The organism is Nostoc sp., from assembly GCF_036917315.1.
Classification (GTDB): Bacteria; Cyanobacteriota; Cyanobacteriia; order Cyanobacteriales; family Nostocaceae; genus Nostoc.
Genome location: NZ_JBALDR010000065.1, coordinates 1 through 23,455 on the forward strand (window position 1 = coordinate 1; position 23,455 = coordinate 23,455).

Sequence of the window (23,455 nt, forward strand, 5' to 3'; positions counted from 1 at the left end):
GATACCATTAATAGAACCAGTCCATAAATAAGATAGACTCAACAAGCGTTTTACTGTGTAAAAAGCTTCTTCAACTCTCCATCTTCGGCGATATAGAAACACGCAGAGTTCGCGTTGGAAATCGCTTTCGTTGATAAATAAATCTATTTCTACAAAAATGCTATGCACTCAATAACCAACAGGCTATTCTATTCCATGCCAAAAACTGTCCGCTTTTTCGCTGCCAGTGCCCTAAATTTGGGTCTCACTGCTAGCCTTGTTTTTTATCCAAGCGCAAGTCAGGCGAGTAACGATAATGGAGTGCCTGCTGAACTCCAGGGTGAGTAGCGGTACGGTCGAATCTCGTCTATCCAATACCAAGACAGTTACACAGGGCAGTCAGCAAGAAATTGAAAAAATTGGTGTTCGTGAAGATTGGCGTGTAGTGCGCTGTAACCGCGATTCTTTCTTTGATGTGATTGAGTTCTGGGTGGAAAACAGGTTAATGATTGAATTGCTAACACCAGAAATGGCATCTCAATATTTGAAATTTGCTACCCAGCAAGAAAATCTGAAATATTTTTTGGCAGAACCTAGCTTTAGCTACAAATTGATAAACATTTATTGTAATCCTATTTTATTTGTAAGAATTGCAAACTGTAGATCCCCAACTTGTTTGATAAGTTGGGGATTTTGTCGACTATAAGTTACTAAAAAACAAGCTGAGGCTTTGGGAAAGTTTTTTCTTGATGCAAGTTTGTTTATTTTAAAATCAGCGATCGCTTTTATTTACACTTACTCTGCGGTAAGCATCTTTGGATATATATCTGAGGCAAAAACTCTACTTCTTCATCGCCGGATACTGTTTCAACACCTGCTTTAAATATTGTCCAGTATAAGACCTGGGATTTTTTGCAACTTCCTCTGGTGTTCCCACAGCAATCAATTCTCCGCCTTTATCGCCACCTTCTGGCCCCAAATCTATCACCCAATCCGAACAACGTATTACATCCAAGTTGTGTTCAATTACTAAAATTGAATTCCCTTTATCTACCAATCGTTGCAACACATCTAACAATTTGTGGACATCGTAGAAAGATAACCCTGTTGTCGGTTCATCTATTAAATAAAGTGTCTTACCTGTGGCGCGCCGAGATAGTTCTGTTGCTAATTTTACCCGTTGCGCTTCACCACCAGATAAAGTAGTCGCAGGTTGTCCTAGTTGGACATAACCTAAGCCGACATCAAATAAAGTTTGCAAACGCGCGATCGCTTTGGGGATATTCTGGAAAAAGTCTAAACTTTCCTCAACTGTCATTCTCAGTACATCAGAGATTGACTTATCTTTATACTTCACCTGTAACGTTTCGCGGTTGTATCTTGCACCCTTACAAATTTCGCATTGCACGTAAACATCAGGGAGAAAGTTCATTTCAATAACATTCACACCCTGTCCGCTACAAGCTTCGCAACGTCCACCTTTAACGTTGAAGGAAAATTGTCCGGGTTTGTAACCCCTAGCTTTCGCTTCTACTGTTTGGGAAAATACATCCCGAATAGCATCGAAAATTCCTGTGTAAGTTGCAGGGTTGGAACGTGGCGTGCGTCCAATGGGAGATTGATCGATAACGATCGCTTTATCAATCGCATTCAATCCCTGTATCTTATCCAAATGTCTCGGTAAGGGAACTTTCTTAGTTAAATGATGTTGCAGAGATGGATATAGTAATTCGTTAATCAGGGTAGATTTGCCAGAACCAGACACACCAGTGATGGAGACGAGCTTACCTAATGGAATGTCTACATCTATATTCTGTAAATTGTTGCGATGGGCATTTTTAATTCCCAAACTGCGCCCATTTCCTTCTCGGCGTTCTGCTGGTGTGGTAATTACTCGTCTTCCTGATAAATATGCACCCGTCAAAGAATCTTCTGCTGCTAATAATGCCTGAAAATCACCTTGGGCAATAATATTTCCGCCGTGAATTCCTGCACCAGGCCCAATATCAACAATGTGGTTGGCTGCACGAATTGTTTCTTCATCGTGTTCAACGACAATTAATGTGTTACCCAAATCGCGCAATTTCGTTAAGGTTTTGAGCAATCTGCCATTATCTCGTTGATGCAAACCAATACTCGGTTCATCTAAAACGTAGAGAACTCCTGTTAAACCAGAACCAATTTGCGTTGCTAGACGAATCCGTTGGGCTTCGCCCCCGGAAAGGGTCATGGCGGGACGGTCAAGGGTGAGGTAATCTAAACCTACATCCAACAAAAATTGCAATCTAGCTTTGATTTCTCGCAGGACTAAATCAGCAATTTGTAACTGGCGATCGCTCAACTTAAATTGCTCAATTCTCTCTCGACAATCCCGAATTGATACAGTAGTCAATTCTAAAATTCCATATTGTCCCAACTTCACCGCCAAGGCTTCCGGTTTTAACCGTTTTCCCTTACAAACCTCACACGGCTGATCGATTAAATACTGCTCTAATTTTTGTTTAATTAATTCTGAACCACCCTCATACTGCCGTTGCAAAATTGGAATAGCACCTTTAAAACTCTGCTTCCTCTGTGCTTCTGCGGCTCGTTCATCTTTCTCCCCAAACAAAATAATTTGCTGTTGTTCTTCTGTCAGCTTGCTCCAATTTGTCTGTAACTCAAACCCATAAATCTGTCCGACGCTATAGAGTAATTCTAGATAATAAGAATTATCTTTTTCTGACCAAGGCGCGATCGCAGCGTAAACTGGCGCTTCCCAGTCCGGTACGATCAAGTCTGGCGCAAATCTTCTTAAAGTCCCGATTCCATGACAGTGCGGACAAGCACCATAAGGCGAGTTAAAGGAGAACAATCGCGGCGATAATTCTTCCATTACCGCGCCATGTTCTGGACAAGCAAAGTTTTCTGAAAATACTAACTCTTCTTCTTTTTCTTGTCCGTCGTCACCAAGCAGACTCACCAGAATGGCTGCAATCCCACCCGATTGCTTGAGACACGTAGACAGGGAATCAACCAAACGTTCCTGGATATCAGCCTTTTTCACCAAGCGGTCAATTACCACTTCGATGGTATGGGTAAAATTTTTATCCAATTCAATGGAATCTGAAAGTTCGCGGATCTCGCCATTGATCCGCACGCGGACAAAACCTTGGGATGCCAGACTTGACAAAAGCTTACGATGTGTGCCTTTTTTCCCCCGGACAACGGGTGCAAGAATTTGGAAACGGGTGCGATCTGGTAATTCCATAATGCGATCGCACATCTCATCGATTGTCTGGGGTGCAATACAGCGATCGCATATCGGACAATGGGGTTCGCCAGCGCGACCAAACAACAGCCGCAAATAGTCGTAAATCTCCGTCACCGTACCCACAGTGGAACGGGGGTTATGAGAGGTTGACTTTTGGTCAATGGAAATTGCTGGACTTAAGCCTTCAATGGCTTCTACATCCGGCTTATCCAGTTGTCCTAAAAATTGCCGTGCGTAGGCGCTGAGGGATTCCACATAGCGACGTTGCCCTTCGGCGAAAATGGTATCAAAGGCTAGGGAAGACTTACCAGAGCCAGAAACGCCAGTGAATACGATTAGGCGATCGCGTGGCAATTCCAAGTCAATATTTTTCAGATTATGCTGCCTAGCACCCCGAATCCGAATGGTATTCTGGCTGTTGTGGCTGGGGTACGGAAGATGTCCATTCAAGGATGCTGCTAGCTGTTTGTCTGACATATTGGGCGGCGAAGAAGGAGTTTCTTATGAAACAGTCCTTAATAATACTATCTTTAATTAGTTTATAGTAGAACAATCGTACTGTTTTAGTTAGTTATCCTTCCAGATTCATGGCGCAGATATCCTTAAGAGTCTGCTAATTTGGAAGCATCCCGATTTAAATCCTTCTGAGGGCGAAGCTATGGTATCGCAAATCCAACCGCCTACCCAGCCAGAGGTCATCTACCGAGATAGTGATGGACTACCAGTGGCAAATAATACTATACAGTTTGGCTGGATTGTAGAAATTAAGCAGAATTTAGATTGGCTATTTGCCGACGATCCAAATGTATTTGTCGCGGGAGATTTATTTTGGTATCCAGTAGAGGGACGCAACAAAATTGTTAACGCCCCAGATGTGATGGTGGTATTTGGTAGACCAAAAGGCGATCGCTTGTGCTACCAACAATGGAAAGAGGAGGGAATTGCACCGCAAGTGGTGTTTGAAATTCTTTCTCCGAGCAACACCCAAACTGAAATGGATAAAAAATTACTTTTCTACGATCGCTATGGCGTGGAAGAGTACTACATTTACGATCCCGATCGCAATAATTTGTGCGGTTGGTTGCGTGGCGAAGACGGTTTAGATGTCATCCCCCAAATGGATCATTGGGTGAGTCCTCGGTTAAAAATTCAGTTTGCTCTATTACCAGAAGGTTTGCAGTTATATCGCCCTGATGGAGAACGGTTTTTAACTTATACAGAAATTTCTCGCAACGCCGAACAAGAACGCCAACGAGCTGAACAAGAACGACAACGGGCGGAACGGGCTGAACTTGCCAGAAGAGATGCCATACCCCGCTTATTGCAAATGAATTTGAGCATCGAACAGATTGCCCAAGCTTTGGGATTGTCAGTGGAAGAAGTGCGAACTCTTGCTCAGGAGTAACACCACGTGCAATTTTTTAATCGGGCTATTAAAAATTGAATTTGTACTTGAAATATTTCGATTATGCTAGCCAATGCAGCCACTCATAATGTCACTTGGGAAAAGTTACCTGATGATTTTGTTTTAGACAACGAGCCAGTACATAACATTAATTAACCACTCTTGGCTGCTGCTTTAACAGAAAGCTTGGAACTTGCCAGCAGATTACCCACCGATGCTTTAACCATCACTAATTACGGTATCTGCGCCACCTTAAATAATCGATTTGTCGTCAAAGCACCAGATTGGGGTTATGTACCATCAATTCGAGTCTCACGAGAAGAAGTGAAGCGCAGTTATACGCCACGACTCCAAGGTGATATTCCCGTAATGGTGATGGAATTTCTCTCAGATACCGAACGTGGAGAGTATTCGAGTAAACCGACGTATCCCCCTGGTAAATGGTTTTATTATGAGCAGATTTTACAAGTGCCAAACTATGTCATTTTTGAATCAGACGGCGGAGTTTTAGAAGTTTATCGGCGAGATGATTTAGGATATTATCAACTGCAAACACCAGATGCAAATAATCGTCACTGGATTGCTGAAATGAATTTGTTTTTAGGCGTATGGCAAGGAAGCCGAGAAAACCGCACAGGTTATTGGTTACGCTGGTGGGATGACAACGGCGAACTATTACTGTGGGGTTTGGAGTTAGCAGTAAAAGAACGGCAACGTGCAGAGAGATTAGCTGCTCAGTTAAAAGCGCTGGGAGTAGAACCGGAGGTTTAACTCGGAACTTCCACCTTTTTGCTCGGTCATTGGTGTTCGGAACTTGAAACACCGAGTTCAGAACTGCGATCGCATCTCTAATTTACCAAGCGATCGCCTTTCTAAAATGTTGCACTTAGTCGGCTTCACCTATTAATATGAATCCGGCCCAATCTCTAGGGTTAGGATGTTGTCGCATTACAGTCAGCATCGCTTGACGTAATGACTGAGCTTTATCTAACTTGCCATTTTGAAGATTGCGATAAAATTCAATCATCAGTTCTGCTGTAGGATAATCAGGAATTGACCACTGAGAAACAATCAAGCTTGGTACACCAGCTATCATAAAAGAGCGTGACAGCCCATCAACACCGTCACTTGTAATCTTGCCTTGTGCTGTATCACAAGCACTCAAGATCACTAACTCAGCATTGAGTTTCATCCTTAAAATCTCATTAGCAGTTAATAAGCCATCATCTTTCCCTGATGGTGCAAGTGCAATTATGCCAGGTATGCCTAATTGCCCAGAAGAATCATCTACAAGTCCATGAGTTGCTAGATGAATTCTTTTGGCTTGAGGCATTTGTTGCACAATAAAGTTCTTCGTAGCTCGGCTCCCTAAAAATGGTTCGGTCTTTAGTAATTTAGCGATTTCAACAGCTTCTTTTTCAGCCCCTGGTAAGTTAGACAGTCTTACAGGTGGTTCCCCAGGTCTAACGCGAATACTGGGCATTTGAGGATTACCAACCACTAGATCGTTTTGGCCTATTCCGCGAATATGCTGTCGTTGCTGGCGAATTAAAGATAGTATTTGAATTGATGGAGTAGTCGATATGGTGTGTTCTTCAATTAAGTATTTGCCGTTTGTATTCATTAATGCTGCAAAAGTAACTGAAAATAAAGGGCCTTGAGGAATGAATATGACACGAGCATTCGGATCTGTGGGTAAGAATTCTTCAACTGGTTTTATCAACAGTTCATAGAGTTGCTTTAAGCTTTTTTGCTGGCTGGAACGATTATCCTGTATTATTATTTCAATCCTAATGCCTCCTCGTTTAATATCAGAACTTCCTCTTACACCAATTGATGCTCTACTGCTTGGAACTAAATTTTCCAGAGAGATTTTCGATGCTTTTAAGTTCACTTCCCGGAATGCAACCTCCCCAGTAGGCTTAACAACCCAAATGTAAAGTTCAGATCCCTGAGGCTGTTTTTGCCCTGTGGCTTCTTGATCGCTATAAATAATAGAGTACTCAACAAGCGTTGCTTGATGCGCGTTAGCAATTTGCTTAATCTGTTGAATATTAGGCGGTTCTAAGAGAAATCGAGTAGATAATTGGTTAGAAAATTTACTAACCAGTTGCCCAGAGAAAGCACGGGCACGTAAGCGCTCAGAAATCTCCAGAGCAGTACTAACTTGTTTCCGTAAAACTAGGATGTTCTGCAAACTTCGGTAAGAGCTTAAGAGTTTTTCAGAAACTTGCACTCTTAAGTCATTGGTTAGTCCTAGTTGCAAAGACTCCCAAAGATTAACATAGGCAGATAGCATTTTTTCAGCTTCTGTCTGCTTACCTGTTCGCAAGAGAAAACTGCTGAGATCATCAAATTTTGCAGATTCTAAAAGAGCATTTCTTACAGACTGTTCAATACTGCTTTGAACTTCTTGAAGCTGAACTTTTGCTTTTCTTTGCTCTTGCCTTGCCTGCTCTACTTGAAACTTTGCATATTGTAATTTCTGAGTTGCCAATTGAATTTGGTGTTTTGCTTGTTGGTCTCTCTGTGCTAATTCTGTGTTGGCATCAGCTACCTTTTGCTCTGCTTGTTGTACTTGTTGATTGGCAGTGGCTAGTTTTTCCTCAGCAATTTTCTGCTTTTGACTAGCATCAGCTATTTTTTGCTCTGCTTGTTGTACCTGTTGATTGGCAGTGGCTAGTTTTTCCTCAGCAGCTTTCTGCTTTTGACTAGCATCAGTTATTTTTTGCTCTGCTTGTTGTACCTGTTGATTGGCAGTGGCTAGTTTTTCCTCAGCAACTTTCTGTTCTCGTTGTGATTTCTGCAACCTCTGATTAGCCTTTTGTACTCTTAATATTTGCGGTTTTTACAGTTTTCTCTGCTTGCTGAGTTTTATTAACCGCTTCTTGGTTCGTAGTTGCCACCTTATGCTGTGCTAACAGCACCTTCTGCCGCGCTTGCATAACTAGACATCTCCGAAAACAGTCCAAGCCTTTGTGTTGCTAAGCTGTAGCCCGTAAATGCAATCATCTTAAATTAGCTAGTCTGTACGATAAAATAAGACTTTGAGATATTTGCTGTTGATAACTAGGCCAAAATATCCAGTTATATGCGGTAATTTAAACCTGATAATATAGGCGATATCTCTAATGGTAATATTAGCGCTCGAATTCGTAACCTTACTAGTCCACAAATCGTCAAAATTACTTGCTCATAATTTGCGGGTATTTAACCTAAATCTTTCTTGGACAACTCGAAAGATTTTGACTGACCGAATTCGATGTTCAACAAAGATTCGTTTAGATGAAAATATTTTGTTTTGTTCTTTCTGTTCAGTTGTTAGTTCTCGATTTCTTGGTTTCTTAATTGGAGTTGTAATTAAATCTTCTCCAAGATATGCTTTATCTCCTTTAAATCTTTGTTTGGCATCAAAATCTGAGCGATATTCTCTAAACATTGTTATATCGCTTTTCGGCCCAGGTTCACCTGCCACTACATCAACGATATCACTAGCGTCAGGTAAAATAATCATTTGAGTTTTAAATGTATGATTACTCTACATAAGATGAAAAATATTTCTTTTGTTCATCATTGTCTCCAGGTCTTTCTCTGACTTGTTCATAGCTGTCTACTATTAATTCATATTCTGTGAGTATTTCTTTTACTACTTCATAGTCAGAAGCGTTTTTTTTACTTGTTCAAGCAAACTGGATGGCAGTAATTCTCGCAAGTTAGGCAACCAATAGTTAAATGTATCGTTGGCTGTAGACTCGCTTACTTCAAACTGAATACCTAGAAGCTGGAAGGTTGGCAGATGCCGGAGATACACTAAGGTTAAAATAATTTGTTCAGGAATAGATAATTTTGGTTTACGACCTCCTCCACCAGCAATAATTCTAACTTTCTTAGATTCTAGTGAAGCTTGTTTTTCATAATATAAACGTTCTGCATTTAGGATTAATTGTTGTAACTGTTCATATTTAAGTCCTATTAACACCTTTGTGTTTGTTTAGGATTCTCTTCAATGTAATTCAGTATATTGCTCATGCTTCTGTGCCAAAATCACTCTTTAATGTTCTTTTATCACAGAACGATACTATTTTGGAGATGTCTAATAGGTAAGCCGACATTAAAAGGCGACTGATTAATATTGAGCGGAATATAAACTTCCTTAGAATGCACAATCACCAGCCGGAGATTTTTCCAAACTGTCTCATTCTTTGACCGTTCATGCCAAGCTCGTAGCAATCCAAAAAAATCAGCAGCAATTATGGGATGCTTGAAGACTTCATCGACTTCATCCAAACCTATAGCTACGGGGCTATTAATCGCAGGTAATAAATACCGTTGAAAGTAATTTGTACATTTATTCTTGCTACCTAAAACACCCTTCCAATAATCTTCTAGCTTCTCTGGTAGATTCAGTTCGTAGGTAATGCTGGCACAGAACCACTGCAAAAATTGATCTAAATTAGCGAGAAATTCTGCATCGGCTGACTGGAAATTTACGGGTGCTATCTGATAGTCATGCTGACTAGCATGATGGAGAACCCGCGACATGAGCGAAGTTTTGCCCATCTGCCGGGGAGCTTTGATGCGAATTAAGGCCCCTGGTTGAATGGCACTAAGAAAAGCTGAAACCCCGTCAGGGCAGGGTGTGGGAGGTGTGGGAAGTGTGGGAGGAAGAGGGAGTGTGGGAGGTCAGATTTCTTCCCCATCCTCCCACCCCTCCCACACTCCCCACACTCCCCACACTCCCCACACTCCCCACACTCAAAAAGCAAGTTATATCAGGGCTTTGCGATTAACTTAGTGCCATTCGCCCCTGGTTGAAGAATCGCTTCATAACAGTCTACCTCAATAGGCGATCGCTCGACATAAAAAGCAGAGTTTAGAGCTACCTGCCCTTCTGGATTTTCTAAGGAGACTACTGTTTTTATCTCGGTATCTGGAATAGCTTCGTTAGCAGAGATAGCACCTTGGGGATTGTTCCGGCTTTTCAGCACTGGGGTGGAAGACTCTGGAATACTTTCTAAATCAATTGCGCTACAGCCAAACTCATAAGCATCCTCATAAGACCTGTCAGCACCCAGTGCATCATAAAAGCCTACCGCAAATTTAATCCACCTTTTATCTCCGTTCACGAGTATTTGAACTGGATGAATCCACCTTTTATCTCCGTTCACGAGTATTTGATACTCATACAAATTCCAGCAATTTTCACAAGCGTGGAATACACATAATTGTAGGGGCACAATATATTGTGCCCCTACGCGTGTAGTCTATTCAATTGAAAACCGCTATAATCCTTAGCCAGATGCAACCGAATTAATCTTAATTTCCGATTTTATCTTGGCAACCTGAGCTTAAATCAAAACTTTGACATTCTCTAGCTTCCGACAATTGCCTAACTGTATTACCAGACTGATAACTTATCAAAGTTCCCGCAACCGCAGCCAGTGTAACAACAGTAGCTAGTCCCAATAAAGTAGCCCGTTTTCTAGGTTTGATTGTACTGATGAAATTATCTATCCCAGTCGCACTACCAACAACCTCAATTGTCCCAAGTGCTTTTAAAGCAATAGCCGCATTAGCATAGCGACGTTTGCGGTTACGTTCCACCATTTTCATCAACCACCACCGGAAACGCGGACTGATTTGAGGAACTAATTGCTGGAGATTAAAGCGATAGTTATCATCAATTAATTTGCCAATCTCAACAGAACGGGTATTAGTAAGTAAGCAAATCAGCGTTGCTCCTAAACTATATAAATCTGATGCCTCAGTCAGGGAATGGCCAAACTGTTCCTCTGGTGGCATAAAACCTGGAGTTCCTGCTATAAAGCTGCTCAGAGCTACTTTTGCACCCTGTATTCTAGCCAAACCAAAATCAACCAGGTAAGCATTTAGTTCTTCATCAACCAAAATATTCTCTGGCTTAATATCCCGATGAATAATTGGGGAAATTTGCTTTTGCAGATAAACCAAAATTTCTAAGATTGATAGAGCAATTTGCTTAATTTCTTCAGGATTAAAGCTACGTTTTAATCCCAAAGATGGGGCATTTTTATATTCTTGTACCAGATAAAAAGCCCCAGGCATTTCAAAGGAATCTATATAGCGAGGAATGCGGGAATGATTGAGTTGTTGCAAGATTTCAATTTCGCGCTGATATGCTTTCACACCTGATAAATCAGCACCTGCACGAGCAAAACAAAACTCTTTAATTACCACCTGTTGATTAGATTTGAAAACATTAGCTAGATAAGTAATCCGTCCCCCTTCTCGGTTGCGTCCTAGTTCGCTGATGACTTGATAGCCAACTTCTGAAAGATCTGGATGGTGATTTAAGGGAATTACCCCTTTATCTCCATTACGCACATCAAGCTCCATTTATTCACACACCATACGAGTTTGATTCTGTCAAGGCGCAATTAAAAGATTAAGATTCACTCACCCAGATTGTTAGCCCCATTTTTACCTTGCTTAGGCTAAGACATATCGGCAGAAAGGCGAAATTATCACCTTTGCGCTAGCCAATCGACAATCTGGGCATTGACAACATCTGGAACCTCATCGTGAGGACAATGACCGGCATTGGGAATGGGAACAATTTTGATATCTTTGCCATTCTCCCGCGCCTTTTCGTAAATCTTGGCCCCGGTAATTGGTGTCCAAGGGTCGTCAGCACCCCAAATTACTAATAAAGGACGTTCGACTTTGGGCAAAAGTTCCTCTGGGCTGGGGCCAGGAGGCGCTGTGAGAATAGATGCGAAGACTTGTTGCGCTCCTGGGTCGCAAGAGGGAGTATAAAGTAAATCAACTAATTCATCGGTGACAGCTTCACGGTTCCGGTAAACTTGGTAGAGGGTGCGGCGAATTTGGGCTTTTTGACGGATGCGGTTATAAACAAATTTACCTGTAATTGGCGATCGCACAAACCGATTAAAAGTTGACATCACCATCCGTAGCGGCGGGTTCAATTCGTGGGGACGATGACTCAACCCACCCGCAGAGTTAATTAAAATACCACCAGCAGCAATTTCTGGATGTTCTACTAGTACTATTAAGCTCAAAAGTGCGCCGATGGAGTTGCCAATAAATACAGCAGGTTCCTGGATGTGTGCTGTGCAAAAATCTTTCAACAGTTCCACCCAAACTTCCACAGTGTAATCAATGGGCGCTTTATCGGAACCGCCAAAACCCAAAAGGTCTATGGCAAATACCTGGTAGCCAGCATCAGCTAAAACTGGGATATTTTTGCGCCAGTGTCCAATGGAAGCACCGAAGCCGTGAACCAGTACCAAAGGGCGTCCTGTACCCATAACAGTGTATTGAATTTTGTAACCCTGCCAAGTCCAAAAGAATTTTTCAAAGGCATCTTGGGTTGCAAGCGGCTGTGTAGTTACAGTCATTATTAAGATTAATAAAGTGTTTCTTTAATATATATAGTAATGTTCTCTGACAGAAATAGTTCTGAGTAACGAGTGCTGTTAGCGGATAGCTAAGGTTTAGCCTGTGCTGAGTATAAAAAGCAATAATCACACTCCTGAACTCCTAACTCAGCACTCAGCACTGATGAGATGTTAGTTCCATCCACCCCAAGGGATTAATAAGTCGAGGGATAGCAAATGGCCCTGTGACTTTTTAGACGAATGGTAGTGTGGAATGAAATACATAACTCAAAGTAACTTTGCTCAAATGGGCAAATTTGTTCTTGCTGCAACCTCCGTAGCAATATTTTCGCCAATATCTTCTGCCTATGCAGCTTTAGGGTTCTCTACCATCGTCGCTCAAATAACAGATAATTCCACAGAACAACAACTTTTAGCCCATAAGGAAGTAGAAGCAAGGAATCACACCACTATCCAACGGCAAACTGTGACTACAGAAAGCCGTAACGTTTCGGTAAAAGCGAAAAAAACAGGTTTTAGCCTTGCCATTTGGCAACCATCTGGTAACTTTTCAGAAGTAATTGCTCGCATTTCTGTTAAAAGTAAAAGTGGTCAGGGCTATTTAAAAGAGCAGTTTTTGGGTGATTACAAGTACAAGATTAAGCAAAAAGCAAAATTTGTTAAGGGGTTAAAAGCTAGCGATCGCATCGTCGTGCGATTGTATGATGTTCAAAACCGTTTTATTGGCTACAGCGAATTTGAATGTTTGTCGGCAAATACCACAGTTAACCTGATTTTGTCAGCCAAACCTAGAGAATACCAAGTCGTTCGCACTGTTTATGGTGTTGATGCTGACCAAAACGGCACTATTGACGCAGGTACTACCACTTACGACTACTTCACCCAAATCAGGAACCAACGTGTTATTTTCCTAAGCAGTTCCCAAACTTTTCAAGGTAGTCAGTTCCAAGTAGAAGGTTTGTCAAAAATTGCCGGAACCAGCGTTTATCCCGTCTCTTTCACTCAGGGTGATTATGCTTTAGTGCGTCAGTCTTTCGTGAATGTCTTTAATTCCGACTTGGGAAAGGTTTTGCAAACTACTCCTGGCAGCTTGGTACAGGTGATTGAAGTCAGCGATAATTCTAGCTACGATATCAGCCAAATGCTAATGAATTATCACCAAGTCAGACTGTCTCGCCCTCTCCAGGTTGAATTTTCTGATGTTTCCACAGACTACTGGGCTAAAGATTTTATTGCCGAATTGGCCTCAATGGAAATTCTCGAAGGTTTTCCTGATGGAACTTTCCGCCCTGATGCACCAGTAACTCGTGCCCAATTTGCGGCAATGGTGCGAAAAGCGTTTACCAAGGGGAAAATTCGCCAAGCAGTAGCATTTAAAGATGTCTCAACTCAATATTGGGCTTACAATGCCATCAGCGAAGTTTATCAAATGGGCTTTTTAAACGCTGTTATTGGCAAAGATTTCAACCCCAGCCAAAGCCTTTCTCGCCTTGATATTTTGGTAGCATTAGCGCGAGGATTAAATTACCAAAACAGTGGTTCCACGGACACAATCTTATCTGTTTACAGCGATGCAACTACTATTCGTGGTGAATATCGCAGTCTGATTGCAGGTTTGACACAACGCGGTATAATCGTCAACTATCCCAACGTGAACTTGCTTAATGCTGAACGGGTAGCAACCAGGTCTGAAGTATCTGCTTTGCTATACCAAGCCCTGTCTAGCACTGGACAGGTAGCAAACATCTCCTCGCAGTATGTCGTTGGACAACAACAAGTTGCAGTTGAGGAGCAAACTGAAACTTCAACAGAGGGCGTCAAACCGCGTCGCCATTGCAACCAAGGAATTGGTAATGGTGCTGAGGGCTGTGACCCTGGCAATTCCCATCCTCACGGTGGCAGTAACGATGAAAGTGGACGAACTCCTGGTAAGAAGTAATACCATTTTTTTTTAAGAGACGCGATTAATCGCGTCTCTAGCTTGCTCAACTGTAAAACTAATTTCCTGACCATAGGAAATTTCTAGTGTATGACCATCTGGGTCTCGAATATAAGCCCAGTAACCAACCGGAAAGCCCCAGTCATTTGGCCCATCCAGCAGTATTCCCTCAGCGCGTGCTTCATTGCACAGGCGATCGATTTCCCCGCGATTCTGATAAGCTACCCCAAGATGGGATTGTGGTAAGAGTGGGCCTTCTACTTTCGCTACTTTAATTAAGACAATCACAAAAGGTCTAGTCAAGTCACTAATCCAAGCAACATCTGATTGAGTCGCTCGATCGATGCGATGATGTACGACTGTCATCTGGACATACTTTGCATAAAATGAGATACTTGCATCAACATCACTAACTGCAAGTGCAATGTGAGTAAAACCAAGATCGGACATAAAAAGAACTCCGTGTGTAGACTTAACCGGAAGAATGTAGGTATTGGCCTCATTGCTTACATAGAAAGCTGACACGATTGATAATGAAGGTAGGCGTTATCTTCACAAAATTTATGTTTTTAACTTGGTTCGACAGCAACTCTTGGTTACTGGAAATTGGTAGGAAACGAATACTGATTGACCCTTGGCTAGTTGGTTCGTTAATTTTCAGCAATTTGGATTGGTTATTTAAAGGTTCGCGATCGCAAAATCGCCCAATCCCAGATAACATTGATTTGATCTTGCTATCTCAGGGTTTAGAAGACCATGCTCACCCGCCAACGCTTAAGCTGCTCGACCACAACATCAAAGTTGTAGCCTCTCCGAATGCAGCCAAGGTAGTACAGAAATTAGGTTACACTCAGGTAACAGTATTGCCTCATGGTGAAACTTTCACTTTAAATAATCAAGTTGAAATCAAGGCTTTCCCCGGTTCATCCATTGGTCCCACTCTGGTGGAAAATAGTTATCTCCTCAAAGAATTGGAGAGTGGTTTAACTGTATACTATGAGCCTCATGGGGATCATTCTCCACAACTTCAGCCAGCTGCACCCATCGATGTAGTGATTACACCGTTTATTGACATGACATTGCCTTTGCTTGGGCCGATTATTAAAGGAAACAATAGTGCCTTGGAAGTAGTAAAGTCGTTACAACCTCAAGTAATATTACCGACTGCGGCTGGTGGGGATGTGACGTTTGAGGGATTGCTGATGAAACTCATTCAAACTAAAGGAAGTACTGAAGAATTTCGTTCGTTACTAGAGAAAAACAATCTGGTGACGCGGGTACTTGAGCCGAAACCAGGCGATCGCTTTGAACTACCATTAGAAAAACGAGCATTAGCAATCTAAGTCACACCTAGTCTTAGCGATTAGAAATTGCGGTTATACAAACAAAGTCCACCTACGCAGACTAACAACGGAAAATCAAAGATTTGCTAACCTGCGGAGGCAGGTTTTGTCTGGTAGCCGCGACTTCTAGTCGCCAGGGCTTTAATGGTTGCCATGTGATAAAAGCTAATTTCGTTCCATAGCTGAATTATCTTGCATATACACTTCTCTAATCGGAAAAGGAATTTGAATTCCTGCTTGCTGATAGCGTTTGTGTAATTTTTTGACAAATAGATGTTTACCAATACGCTGATCGAAGTATTCATTTACGCGCATATAAAGCGTAAAATCTATACTAAAATCATTAAAAGTATGAAATCTAATATATGGTTCAATTTCTTTTAATTCCGGTGCAATTTCTTGCATAACTTCTTTGGCAACTTCTACAGTCACTTTTTCAACTTGTTCCAAGTCGCTATCATAACTTACACCAACATCCATTGTTAAAGTAATTTCCTTTGCGGGTAAATGATAGTTTGTGAAAATTGCAGAAGACAGCTTAGAATTAGGGACAATGACTATATTATTGGAAATTTCTTTAATTGTTGTATTACGCCAAGAAATATCTATAACATATCCCTCATGACCAGCATCTAATTTTACATAGTCTCCGGTTCTAACTTGCTTAGAAATAATTAAGTAAAAGCCAGAAAACAAATTTGCTAAGGTATCTTGAAGTGCCAAACCAACTGCCAAACCACCAATCCCTAAAGTCGTGATTATCGGTGTTATCTGAACACCCACTGTTTGCAATATGATTAATGTTCCCAAAACTAAAACAGTAATTTTAGCAAGGTTAGAAATTAGTGATGTAGGGACACCTTCTGCTCTGCGAATAAACAAATTAACAAAACCAGCAGTCAATCTTGCTAAAACTAGGGTTACTGAATACAGCAGTGCGATCGTCAAAACTTTTTGCAGTACGATCGCAATATCTGGTTTCAGGGGTGCGCTCAAAACTGCCCAAAAAAAACCGGCAATGACAAACCAAATAAATGTCATGCGGTGCAAAGAGTGAAATATAATATTACCCCCGGCAATTCGTTTATTATTAACGAATATTTCCAGCTTTTTGAAGATAACTTTTTCACCAATTATTCCAGCCAGTAACCCAGCTAGAATAAATGCAATCGGTGTAATCCATTCCATCATATCAATTTGAAATTTTAGATTTGGGAGAGCAGCATTTGTGCTGTGATTATGGCTAAATTTTAGCTTGTTAGTTGTCGGATTAGCTGCTTGAGATTTTCTGGATTATGGACTTGCCAATTATTTACCACCCAGATTACATTGCTCCTCTACCTGAAGGACATCGCTTTCCGATGTCTAAATTCCGACAACTCTACGAATTGCTATTAGCCGATGGTGTAGCAAATCAAGAACAATTTCACACTCCCGAACGTCCGCCACCAGAATTAATAGAGTTAGTCCATACCCCAAGCTACGTTCAAGCTTACTGTGAAGGAACCCTAGACCCCAAAGCACAGCGACGCATTGGTTTGCCTTGGAGTCCAGCATTAGCAAATCGTACTTGTGTAGCGGTAGGTGGTACGATACTGACTGCGAAACTAGCACTAAGTCAGGGTTTAGCCTGTAATACTGCTGGTGGAACTCATCACGCCTTTCCTAGTTATGGGTCTGGTTTTTGTATTTTCAACGATTTAGCGATCGCCTGTCGCGTTTTACAAAAATTTGGACTCGTCCAAAAAATCCTCATTGTCGATTTGGATGTTCATCAAGGAGATGGCACAGCTTATATTTTCCAAGACGACGACAGCGTTTTTACTTTCTCCATGCACTGCGAAGTCAATTTCCCCGGTACTAAACAAAACAGCGATTTGGATGTTCCTTTGCCGGTGGGAATGGAGGATGACGCTTATTTACAAACCTTGGCAAATTACTTATCAGATTTATTGTCAAAAGTCAAGCCAGACTTAGTATTTTATGATGCAGGTGTTGACCCTCATATAGGCGATCGCTTGGGTAAATTAGCCCTTACCGATGCTGGCATTTTTCGCCGGGAAATGCAGGTTTTGAGTACTTGTATGAGTAGCGGTTATCCTGTCGCCTGCGTCATTGGCGGTGGTTATGCTGATGATATGAAATCTTTAGTATGGCGTCATTCCCTGCTGCATCGCGCCGCCAGTGAAGTTTACCATCAGTACAAACTATAGTCATTTAGTGGGCAATACTATCCCAAATCGTAGAGTTTTAAACCCTTTTTTGTCAGCAAAGGCACTACTGGATGAACAACGGCAAACTCAGAGTCTACGAACTCGCAAAAGAATTAAATTTAGATAGCAAGAAGCTATTAGTCATTTGTGAAAAACTCAAAATTGTAGTCAAAAGCCATACCAGTACAATCTCAGAATCTGAAGTAGAACGCATTCGTTTAGCGGTAAATAAATTAACAGCAAAATCCTCGAAAACTAAAACAACCTCTGAAGATTGGGGCTATACGTTTATAGCTTCAGCAATTGATAGCTTTATCCGCCATCTTGAAGGTGAGGCTGCCTTGAAATCATATTCCGATTTTAGGGAGCGACGCGATCGCGCCAATCAGTTAATGTATGAATGTTTCGGTAAAAAGCCTTGTCTGTTTCATGTGCGTCGCAAAGGCGCCGGAAAAGAGGCAAGAGAAGAAATTTGGGATTTGACAATAGCAACAGACTCCGATGATTTTCCATTACCCGCAAGACTTGAGAAGCTCAGAAAAATATTAGGATTTAGAGCGGCTGTACAAAAAGATGGACGCGACGGCTTAAAAATACTTTCGGCTCAGTTGTTACAACCTTCACGAGGACACGCCGACAGCTATGCTATACCTTGTCGCTTACGTTTACTGGCTAATCATCAGCATCATCTCGATATTCCGCCAGCGACATTGAAGCGCATCGCTACCGCGCCAGTTTGTGGCGAAAATGTGCCTACAGAAGAACAGCTTAAAGCTTGGAAAGCGTTTTTGCAAATTGAAGAAAAAATTGCGAAAGCACGTCAATTTTGTGTGCGTTACGTAAGTCATAACTATAACTTCAAAAGACGAATCAGTTTTGAAATTGATGTAGCTTCAGCCACCCTTGACGGCTTTTATCAAAATTCCCTCGATGTAGAAAACTTTTGGGAACGAGCAAGACGCACAAAAAACGAAGATTTAAAGCTTTTTGAAACTGCTCCCATCGGCAAAAATTGGATTAGTGGTCGTCAATTAGGGACTGTTGAGGAAGTTGACCCCAACCGTTGTATTATCAGCCTCAGATTAGAACGTGACTTAGCTGAATTCATGGCAGCAGAGCGTTATAAGTTGCCAGATACAGGATTTTTGTGTTTTGAGGCAGTTGGTGATATTCAACAGATTCAGCGTAAGAAAAAAGCTTTAGATGATTTAAATAATGGTTACACTCAAAATCCTTATTTAGGCAACTTTTTATTCGATGCTTCTCAGGCTAGACACATCAAAACAACTGTTGAACTGCAATCACAAGATTTATTATTATCTTCTGCAAATCCTGGTCAGAAAGCAGCAGTGGAAAAGGTACTTGCTGCGAAGGATCTTGTTCTCATCCAAGGGCCACCAGGTACTGGGAAAACTACCGTAATTGCCGAGATTTGCTATCAAATTGCCCTTCGCGGGGGACGCACTCTAATTGCTTCTCAAGCCAATTTAGCAGTAGATAACGCCCTAAGTCGATTAGTTCACAACCCAGTAATTCGCGCTGTACGCAAGGGGAGAGCCGAAAAAGTTGGGGAAGAAGGACAGCCATTTTTAGAAGACCAAGTGATTGGCAGATGGCTAGAAAATACTGCAACTGACTGCGAAAATAATCTTACTAAACGACTGGAAAATATTAAAATTTTCACTCAACTACTGGCATCATCACAAAGATTTACCGCTTACTTCCAAGCAGAGGAAGAATTTAATCAACAACAAACTAAATTCAATAAAAATAAGGTAAAACTAGAGATAAACTTTCAAAATCAAGAAAAATATTACAACGAAACTGTAGAAAAACATAACGAGGTTCAATCACTAATTGCAGGATTAGAAAATATATTAAATACTACACCAAATATCAACTGGGAAGCTTCAGAAGTTACAGATTTTTTGCCACTTCTTAAACCCTACACAGAAGGTAACAGTTTAGTAGAAGAGTTTTTAGCAAATGTTCGTCAAACCATCAAATATACTGATGAACTTGGCTTTGTGCGTCCGGCGCTTGGTGCTTTTGGTTTAGCGGCTTGGTTGCGTGAAACTGTAGCAATAGAAATTTCTGGATTTAAAACTTCTTTGACTTATGCTCAAGAGGTAAGTAAAGCCATCTTAGAAGTTGCAGCATCAGTGGAGGTTGTCAAACAAAATTTCGCCTCATTGAATCAGTTACAACCAGATTATCAGCAATATCTTACCAAGCTGCAAAATATACAGCAAACAATCCAGATATGGCAAAACCGCCAACGGGAAATAGATTACATTATCTCAGCAGTTAAGGAATGGAAATCTACAGCACCTTCTCATCTCTATCAAACTTTAAAAGAATGTCATCAATCAGGTTTACCACTCACAGAAAATTTAGTTGACTTACCGCTAGGTTTGTTAATGTTTGCTAATACATTAAAACTACCCATATTACCAAAAACTTATAAAATTAGCCTACCAGAATGGGAGTTGTTGACAAAAGCGATCGCTTATGAAATAGATGGAGGTTTTACTGACAGGCGGGGTAAACAGCATAATTTTAGCTATTTTTTACAAGAAAATTTTAGTCAGATTCCAATGGTGCTATCAAAGAGCGATCGCACTCAATGGCAAGAAACCTATCAACAGTTCAACAACTATCAGCTACTCAACCCCAAACAGCGAAAATTACTAGTTGAAAATACCCAGGTTTTTTTAGTTAGAATGCAACGAACTTATGGTGCATCATGGGAATGGAATAATATCGACTCTACTCTCACCCGCCTTACAGAAGAATTGCTAGATACTATCCTTGCAAATGCGCGTCAATGCGTTTTAAAAGTCAAAACGGAAACTGAACAACAGCTTCAAGATTTGCAACGACAATTAAATGAACTTCAGAAAAATGAAGTTAGCCAACAGCAAATATCTATTACTCAAGCTGAGGTAGAAAAAGCACAGCAAGATGCTAATCTCCAACTTGGAATAGTTATTAATAACTTGCAAGAACTTAATCAAAAAAATATTCCTGTTCAATTACGTATTATAGTTGAAAAATATCTTGCAACACAATCAAATATTTGGGAGCAACCCCAAGAATTTGCAAATCAAGTAAATTACTGGGAAACTTCTATCAGTCAGCTTCAAACCTTAATCTCATCATTAGAACCTTTTGCTGTGCTAGAGATAATTAAAAATTCTCTAAACGAGCATTTCTCAAAGCTACAAGAAGAAACTGAAAACTCTCTAGCGCAGCTTCAAAAATTACAAATTAGTCTACGCGAAATAGAACATAAATTACAACCACAGCCATCAGAAAATTTAATAGAAGGAAGAAGCTGGTGGTTGACAGAATGGCAAAGAATACCGGATAATTTTAAACCAGAAAAATTTGCTAATGACTTGTTTAATATAGAATTATTACGTAGTATAAATATTAGCTTTGAATCTTGGCAACAGCAACTACAAAAAGATGAAGTTTATCTCAATAGGTATCAAAATTTTGTACAAGATTGGATAGGAAAATTAAGAGAGCCAAATGAGCGGGATCGCGATGATTTAAGGCGCATATATTTAGATAATGCAAACGTCGTCGGTATCACCTGTGTTCAAGCTGCAAATAGAGGTTTTTCGGAAGAATTTAAATCTTTTGATGTCGTTATCATTGATGAAGTTAGTAAGTGTACTCCACCAGAATTACTAATCCCAGCTTTGAAAGGCAAAAAGTTAGTCATGGTAGGCGATCATCGGCAATTACCACCCATGCTTGATACCAGCACTATAGAAGAAGTTGCTCAAACAATGGGTAATACAAGAGATGAACTACAATTTTTAGAAGAATCATTGTTTAAAAGTCAGTTTGAATCTGCTGATGAAAGCATCAAACAAATGCTAACTACACAATATCGAATGCATCCATTTATTATGGGAGCAATCAATCAGTTTTATGACGGTAAATTAGAATCTGGTATTTTGGAGCCTGATACAAAACGCGCACATCATCTAGCAAGCGAAATTATCCAAGAATCTCAGCATCTTATTTGGGTAAAAACGCCTATAGAAAATCAGTTTTTAGAGCAACGAAACGGAACTTCTTACTTTAATACTCCAGAAATTGATGCGATTGAATGTCTGTGTCATCAGTTTGAGAATACTTGGGCTTTTAGAGTTGCTAATGGTGAACCCAAAAAAGAAATTGCCGTAATTACATTTTATGGCGCTCAATTAAGAAAAATTGATGAACGTCTGCAATCTGAACTTTTCCCTTCCCTAGAAATTCGTACTGGTACAGTAGACAGATTTCAAGGAATGGAAAGACCCGTTGTAATTGTCAGTATGGTTCGCAATAATAGCAAAGGAGATGTGGGATTTGCCAAGAAACCAGAACGGGTTAACGTTGCTTTTTCTCGCGCTCAAGAACTATTAATAATTGTGGGTTGTCATAATTTATTTACCCATCAATCAGGTAAAGTCGGAAGTATGTATTCAGAAGTTTCAAATATTGTCAGTATTCATGATGGTTTCGTTGATGTTTCTCGCCTCTTCAGCTAAATCTGTGGTGTGCTTACGCATGGTAATAACGTTACTTTGGTGGCACGATTTGGCGTGACATTCTACGTCAGAAAAGGCAATCTTTCTCCCCAATTAGCGATTGATAGTGCCAGCTTTAACCCAGAGCAAAAACAAATTCAAATTTTAGTTCGCAATAACGGTCAAGCAACTGTTCTCTCTAGTTTAAAGTGGACTTTGCGCCAAGGGAAAACTGTTATCAAAACTGGTCAGGTAGATACTAATGCTGTGGTGGCAAATAGCGATCGCAATTTCTTATTAAATTACCCCAATAAAGACCAACCAGCCCTCAAACCCGGTCAATATCAGCTCAGTGGTGAGTTGTTCTGGGGTGAAGACAGTAAAAAAAGTAAGCTGCCCTTCAATTTAAATATTACTATTCCTACACAAACAGCGGCATCACAGAAAAAATAGCTTGTGTAATAATTCGTAATTCATAATTAACTGGAGTTTAGACTAAATGGTCAAACTTAAAGGACAAAAATAGGGGGTCTGATTGAACACAAACCCCCTTTTGACAGAACCTGAGAGAAGTACCACCTACTCTCACCTGCCAATATGAAATTTGACAAACTTCAAGAATTTCGTCAAGCAGCTTACAACCATCTGGGCAAAGCCCACGATGCGACTTTTGAATTGACTGATGCCATCTTGACGACTCGTAATGCTTACAGTTTGGCAGATTTATCCCTATCTCCATTTTTTAGACGTAAGTGGTCAAGCATCTATGAAGCTCTACAAGACAGCAGACCAAAGCGACAAAAATTGATGCAGTTGTACATAAAACAAATGCCAACACAAGATCGTCCCTTGTTGGCAGGCTGCGGCTGAATCCTTAGCCGTTGATGTGATTGCTGGGAGTTATACCCTTGTGATGATTCCGCTAATTCGTTCTTACACGCGATCGGGGGTAGTCACCGATACTCAAGGTCAAGCGATCGCAGGCGCACGGGTAGAAGCTATACAACCAGATCGGGGGACTCGGCGTTTTTCTGTTACTAACGGTGCTGGAGTCTATTATTTAGAAAGCTTGCCACAAGGTAAATACACTCTACAAATCAACGGTAAATCTGCTGGTAGCTTGAAATTGGAAGAGTCTTCTGAAGCATTCCAAGAGCTTAATTTACAACAGCCGTCAATTCCCTAGGGCGTGTCATCAATTAGATAAACTGGAATCAGAACTGCTGAAAAAGAATAAACACTCTTGAAACTAGACTAATAACCCTTAACTCAAGCGTATTGAGATATAAAGAGTGTCTGCCTTCTGCCTCCGTAGCCTCATACTTTATGCAAAAGAAAACTGCTGTACAATCCTCCCCGTACTTGAAGTATGAGGAGGATTCAATTAGCCCAAATTA

At 40.9% G+C, this 23,455-nt stretch carries 17 protein-coding genes and 5 pseudogenes; 10 read left to right on the forward strand and 12 right to left on the reverse strand.

Annotation, left to right across the window (positions count from 1 at the left end; all coding sequences use genetic code 11):
• On the reverse strand, nucleotides 1–168 hold a 168-nt coding region (locus V7K84_RS30565), incomplete at its 3' end, for a transposase (protein WP_334843825.1).
• Nucleotides 169–376: 208 nt separating this feature from the next.
• Between V7K84_RS30565 and V7K84_RS30570 the strand changes: the two are divergent.
• Nucleotides 377–568: pseudogene (locus V7K84_RS30570) on the forward strand (hypothetical protein); the annotation flags it as partial.
• A gap of 252 nt (nucleotides 569–820) precedes the next feature.
• Here V7K84_RS30570 and uvrA read toward each other — a convergent pair.
• Nucleotides 821–3,709, reverse strand: a complete 2,889-nt coding sequence (gene uvrA / locus V7K84_RS30575) for an excinuclease ABC subunit UvrA (protein WP_334843787.1) — start codon at nucleotides 3,707–3,709, stop codon at nucleotides 821–823.
• Nucleotides 3,710–3,890: 181 nt separating this feature from the next.
• On the opposite strand from uvrA, the gene V7K84_RS30580 reads away from it, so the two are divergent.
• Complete coding sequence (locus V7K84_RS30580) at nucleotides 3,891–4,637, forward strand: Uma2 family endonuclease (protein WP_334843789.1); 747 nt, start codon at nucleotides 3,891–3,893, stop codon at nucleotides 4,635–4,637.
• Between the two features lie 63 nt (nucleotides 4,638–4,700).
• Nucleotides 4,701–5,408 (forward strand): annotated as a pseudogene (locus V7K84_RS30585) (Uma2 family endonuclease).
• A gap of 115 nt (nucleotides 5,409–5,523) precedes the next feature.
• Here V7K84_RS30585 and V7K84_RS30590 read toward each other — a convergent pair.
• The 8 genes and pseudogenes from V7K84_RS30590 to V7K84_RS30625 all read right to left on the reverse strand — a co-directional run bounded on the left by V7K84_RS30590 (nucleotide 5,524) and on the right by V7K84_RS30625 (nucleotide 12,034).
• Nucleotides 5,524–7,446: a CHAT domain-containing protein gene (locus V7K84_RS30590; protein WP_334843792.1), complete on the reverse strand. Its 1,923-nt coding sequence runs from the start codon at nucleotides 7,444–7,446 to the stop codon at nucleotides 5,524–5,526.
• Between the two features lie 7 nt (nucleotides 7,447–7,453).
• Nucleotides 7,454–7,582 (reverse strand): hypothetical protein, encoded by a 129-nt coding sequence (locus tag V7K84_RS30595; RefSeq protein ID WP_334843793.1) that lies wholly within the window; start codon nucleotides 7,580–7,582, stop codon nucleotides 7,454–7,456.
• 248 nt (nucleotides 7,583–7,830) lie between these two features.
• Nucleotides 7,831–8,151, reverse strand: a complete 321-nt coding sequence (locus V7K84_RS30600) for a transposase family protein (protein ID WP_334843795.1) — start codon at nucleotides 8,149–8,151, stop codon at nucleotides 7,831–7,833.
• Between the two features lie 132 nt (nucleotides 8,152–8,283).
• Nucleotides 8,284–8,616, reverse strand: coding sequence for a helix-turn-helix domain-containing protein (locus V7K84_RS30605; RefSeq protein WP_334843798.1), 333 nt, complete (start codon nucleotides 8,614–8,616; stop codon nucleotides 8,284–8,286).
• 116 nt (nucleotides 8,617–8,732) lie between these two features.
• Nucleotides 8,733–9,236 (reverse strand): annotated as a pseudogene (locus V7K84_RS30610) (AAA-like domain-containing protein); the annotation flags it as partial.
• Nucleotides 9,237–9,451: 215 nt separating this feature from the next.
• Nucleotides 9,452–9,730: pseudogene (locus tag V7K84_RS30615) on the reverse strand (AAA-like domain-containing protein); the annotation flags it as partial.
• Between the two features lie 223 nt (nucleotides 9,731–9,953).
• Nucleotides 9,954–11,012: a serine/threonine protein kinase gene (locus tag V7K84_RS30620; protein ID WP_334843801.1), complete on the reverse strand. Its 1,059-nt coding sequence runs from the start codon at nucleotides 11,010–11,012 to the stop codon at nucleotides 9,954–9,956.
• Nucleotides 11,013–11,140: 128 nt separating this feature from the next.
• Nucleotides 11,141–12,034, reverse strand: coding sequence for an alpha/beta fold hydrolase (locus tag V7K84_RS30625; protein ID WP_334843802.1), 894 nt, complete (start codon nucleotides 12,032–12,034; stop codon nucleotides 11,141–11,143).
• Nucleotides 12,035–12,287: 253 nt separating this feature from the next.
• On the opposite strand from V7K84_RS30625, the gene V7K84_RS30630 reads away from it, so the two are divergent.
• Nucleotides 12,288–13,973, forward strand: a complete 1,686-nt coding sequence (locus V7K84_RS30630) for an S-layer homology domain-containing protein (protein ID WP_334843803.1) — start codon at nucleotides 12,288–12,290, stop codon at nucleotides 13,971–13,973.
• Nucleotides 13,974–13,985: 12 nt separating this feature from the next.
• Here V7K84_RS30630 and V7K84_RS30635 read toward each other — a convergent pair whose 3' ends face one another.
• A complete protein-coding gene (locus V7K84_RS30635) occupies nucleotides 13,986–14,423 on the reverse strand; it encodes a VOC family protein (protein WP_334843805.1) in 438 nt (145 codons plus the stop codon).
• Between the two features lie 113 nt (nucleotides 14,424–14,536).
• Between V7K84_RS30635 and V7K84_RS30640 the strand changes: the two genes are divergently transcribed.
• Nucleotides 14,537–15,316, forward strand: coding sequence for an MBL fold metallo-hydrolase (locus V7K84_RS30640; RefSeq protein WP_334843806.1), 780 nt, complete (start codon nucleotides 14,537–14,539; stop codon nucleotides 15,314–15,316).
• Between the two features lie 165 nt (nucleotides 15,317–15,481).
• Here the strand turns inward: V7K84_RS30640 and V7K84_RS30645 are convergent, their stop codons facing one another.
• Nucleotides 15,482–16,507 (reverse strand): mechanosensitive ion channel family protein, encoded by a 1,026-nt coding sequence (locus V7K84_RS30645; protein ID WP_334843807.1) that lies wholly within the window; start codon nucleotides 16,505–16,507, stop codon nucleotides 15,482–15,484.
• Between the two features lie 104 nt (nucleotides 16,508–16,611).
• On the opposite strand from V7K84_RS30645, the gene V7K84_RS30650 reads away from it, so the two are divergent.
• The 5 genes and pseudogenes from V7K84_RS30650 to V7K84_RS30670 form a co-directional block, all read left to right on the forward strand.
• Complete coding sequence (locus tag V7K84_RS30650) at nucleotides 16,612–17,529, forward strand: histone deacetylase family protein (RefSeq protein ID WP_334843808.1); 918 nt, start codon at nucleotides 16,612–16,614, stop codon at nucleotides 17,527–17,529.
• Nucleotides 17,530–17,600: 71 nt separating this feature from the next.
• On the forward strand, nucleotides 17,601–22,079 hold the full coding sequence (locus V7K84_RS30655) for a translation initiation factor IF-2 N-terminal domain-containing protein (RefSeq protein ID WP_334843809.1): 4,479 nt from the start codon (nucleotides 17,601–17,603) through the stop codon (nucleotides 22,077–22,079).
• Nucleotides 22,080–22,088: 9 nt separating this feature from the next.
• A complete protein-coding gene (locus V7K84_RS30660) occupies nucleotides 22,089–22,511 on the forward strand; it encodes a hypothetical protein (RefSeq protein WP_334843810.1) in 423 nt (140 codons plus the stop codon).
• Nucleotides 22,512–22,655: 144 nt separating this feature from the next.
• Nucleotides 22,656–22,928 carry a hypothetical protein gene (locus V7K84_RS30665; RefSeq protein ID WP_334843811.1) on the forward strand — a complete coding sequence of 91 codons (273 nt, stop codon included), beginning with the start codon at nucleotides 22,656–22,658 and terminating at the stop codon, nucleotides 22,926–22,928.
• Nucleotides 22,906–23,244, forward strand: a pseudogene (locus tag V7K84_RS30670) (carboxypeptidase-like regulatory domain-containing protein); the annotation flags it as partial. The gene V7K84_RS30665 and the pseudogene V7K84_RS30670, both read left to right, overlap by 23 nt.
• Nucleotides 23,245–23,455 lie beyond the last annotated feature (211 nt).

What these genes read in the sequence shown, in the direction of transcription:
- V7K84_RS30665 (WP_334843811.1), top strand. Translation starts at nt 22,656, where the DNA reads ATGAAATTTGACAAACTTCAAGAATTTCGTCAAGCAGCTTACAACCAT.
- V7K84_RS30640 (WP_334843806.1), top strand. Translation starts at nt 14,537, where the DNA reads ATGTTTTTAACTTGGTTCGACAGCAACTCTTGGTTACTGGAAATTGGT.
- uvrA (WP_334843787.1), bottom strand. Translation starts at nt 3,709, where the DNA reads ATGTCAGACAAACAGCTAGCAGCATCCTTGAATGGACATCTTCCGTAC.
- V7K84_RS30630 (WP_334843803.1), top strand. Translation starts at nt 12,288, where the DNA reads ATGAAATACATAACTCAAAGTAACTTTGCTCAAATGGGCAAATTTGTT.
- V7K84_RS30635 (WP_334843805.1), bottom strand. Translation starts at nt 14,423, where the DNA reads ATGTCCGATCTTGGTTTTACTCACATTGCACTTGCAGTTAGTGATGTT.
- V7K84_RS30625 (WP_334843802.1), bottom strand. Translation starts at nt 12,034, where the DNA reads ATGACTGTAACTACACAGCCGCTTGCAACCCAAGATGCCTTTGAAAAA.
- V7K84_RS30650 (WP_334843808.1), top strand. Translation starts at nt 16,612, where the DNA reads ATGGACTTGCCAATTATTTACCACCCAGATTACATTGCTCCTCTACCT.
- V7K84_RS30600 (WP_334843795.1), bottom strand. Translation starts at nt 8,151, where the DNA reads ATGATTATTTTACCTGACGCTAGTGATATCGTTGATGTAGTGGCAGGT.
- V7K84_RS30645 (WP_334843807.1), bottom strand. Translation starts at nt 16,507, where the DNA reads ATGATGGAATGGATTACACCGATTGCATTTATTCTAGCTGGGTTACTG.
- V7K84_RS30620 (WP_334843801.1), bottom strand. Translation starts at nt 11,012, where the DNA reads ATGGAGCTTGATGTGCGTAATGGAGATAAAGGGGTAATTCCCTTAAAT.
- V7K84_RS30655 (WP_334843809.1), top strand. Translation starts at nt 17,601, where the DNA reads ATGAACAACGGCAAACTCAGAGTCTACGAACTCGCAAAAGAATTAAAT.
- V7K84_RS30595 (WP_334843793.1), bottom strand. Translation starts at nt 7,582, where the DNA reads ATGCAAGCGCGGCAGAAGGTGCTGTTAGCACAGCATAAGGTGGCAACT.
- V7K84_RS30580 (WP_334843789.1), top strand. Translation starts at nt 3,891, where the DNA reads ATGGTATCGCAAATCCAACCGCCTACCCAGCCAGAGGTCATCTACCGA.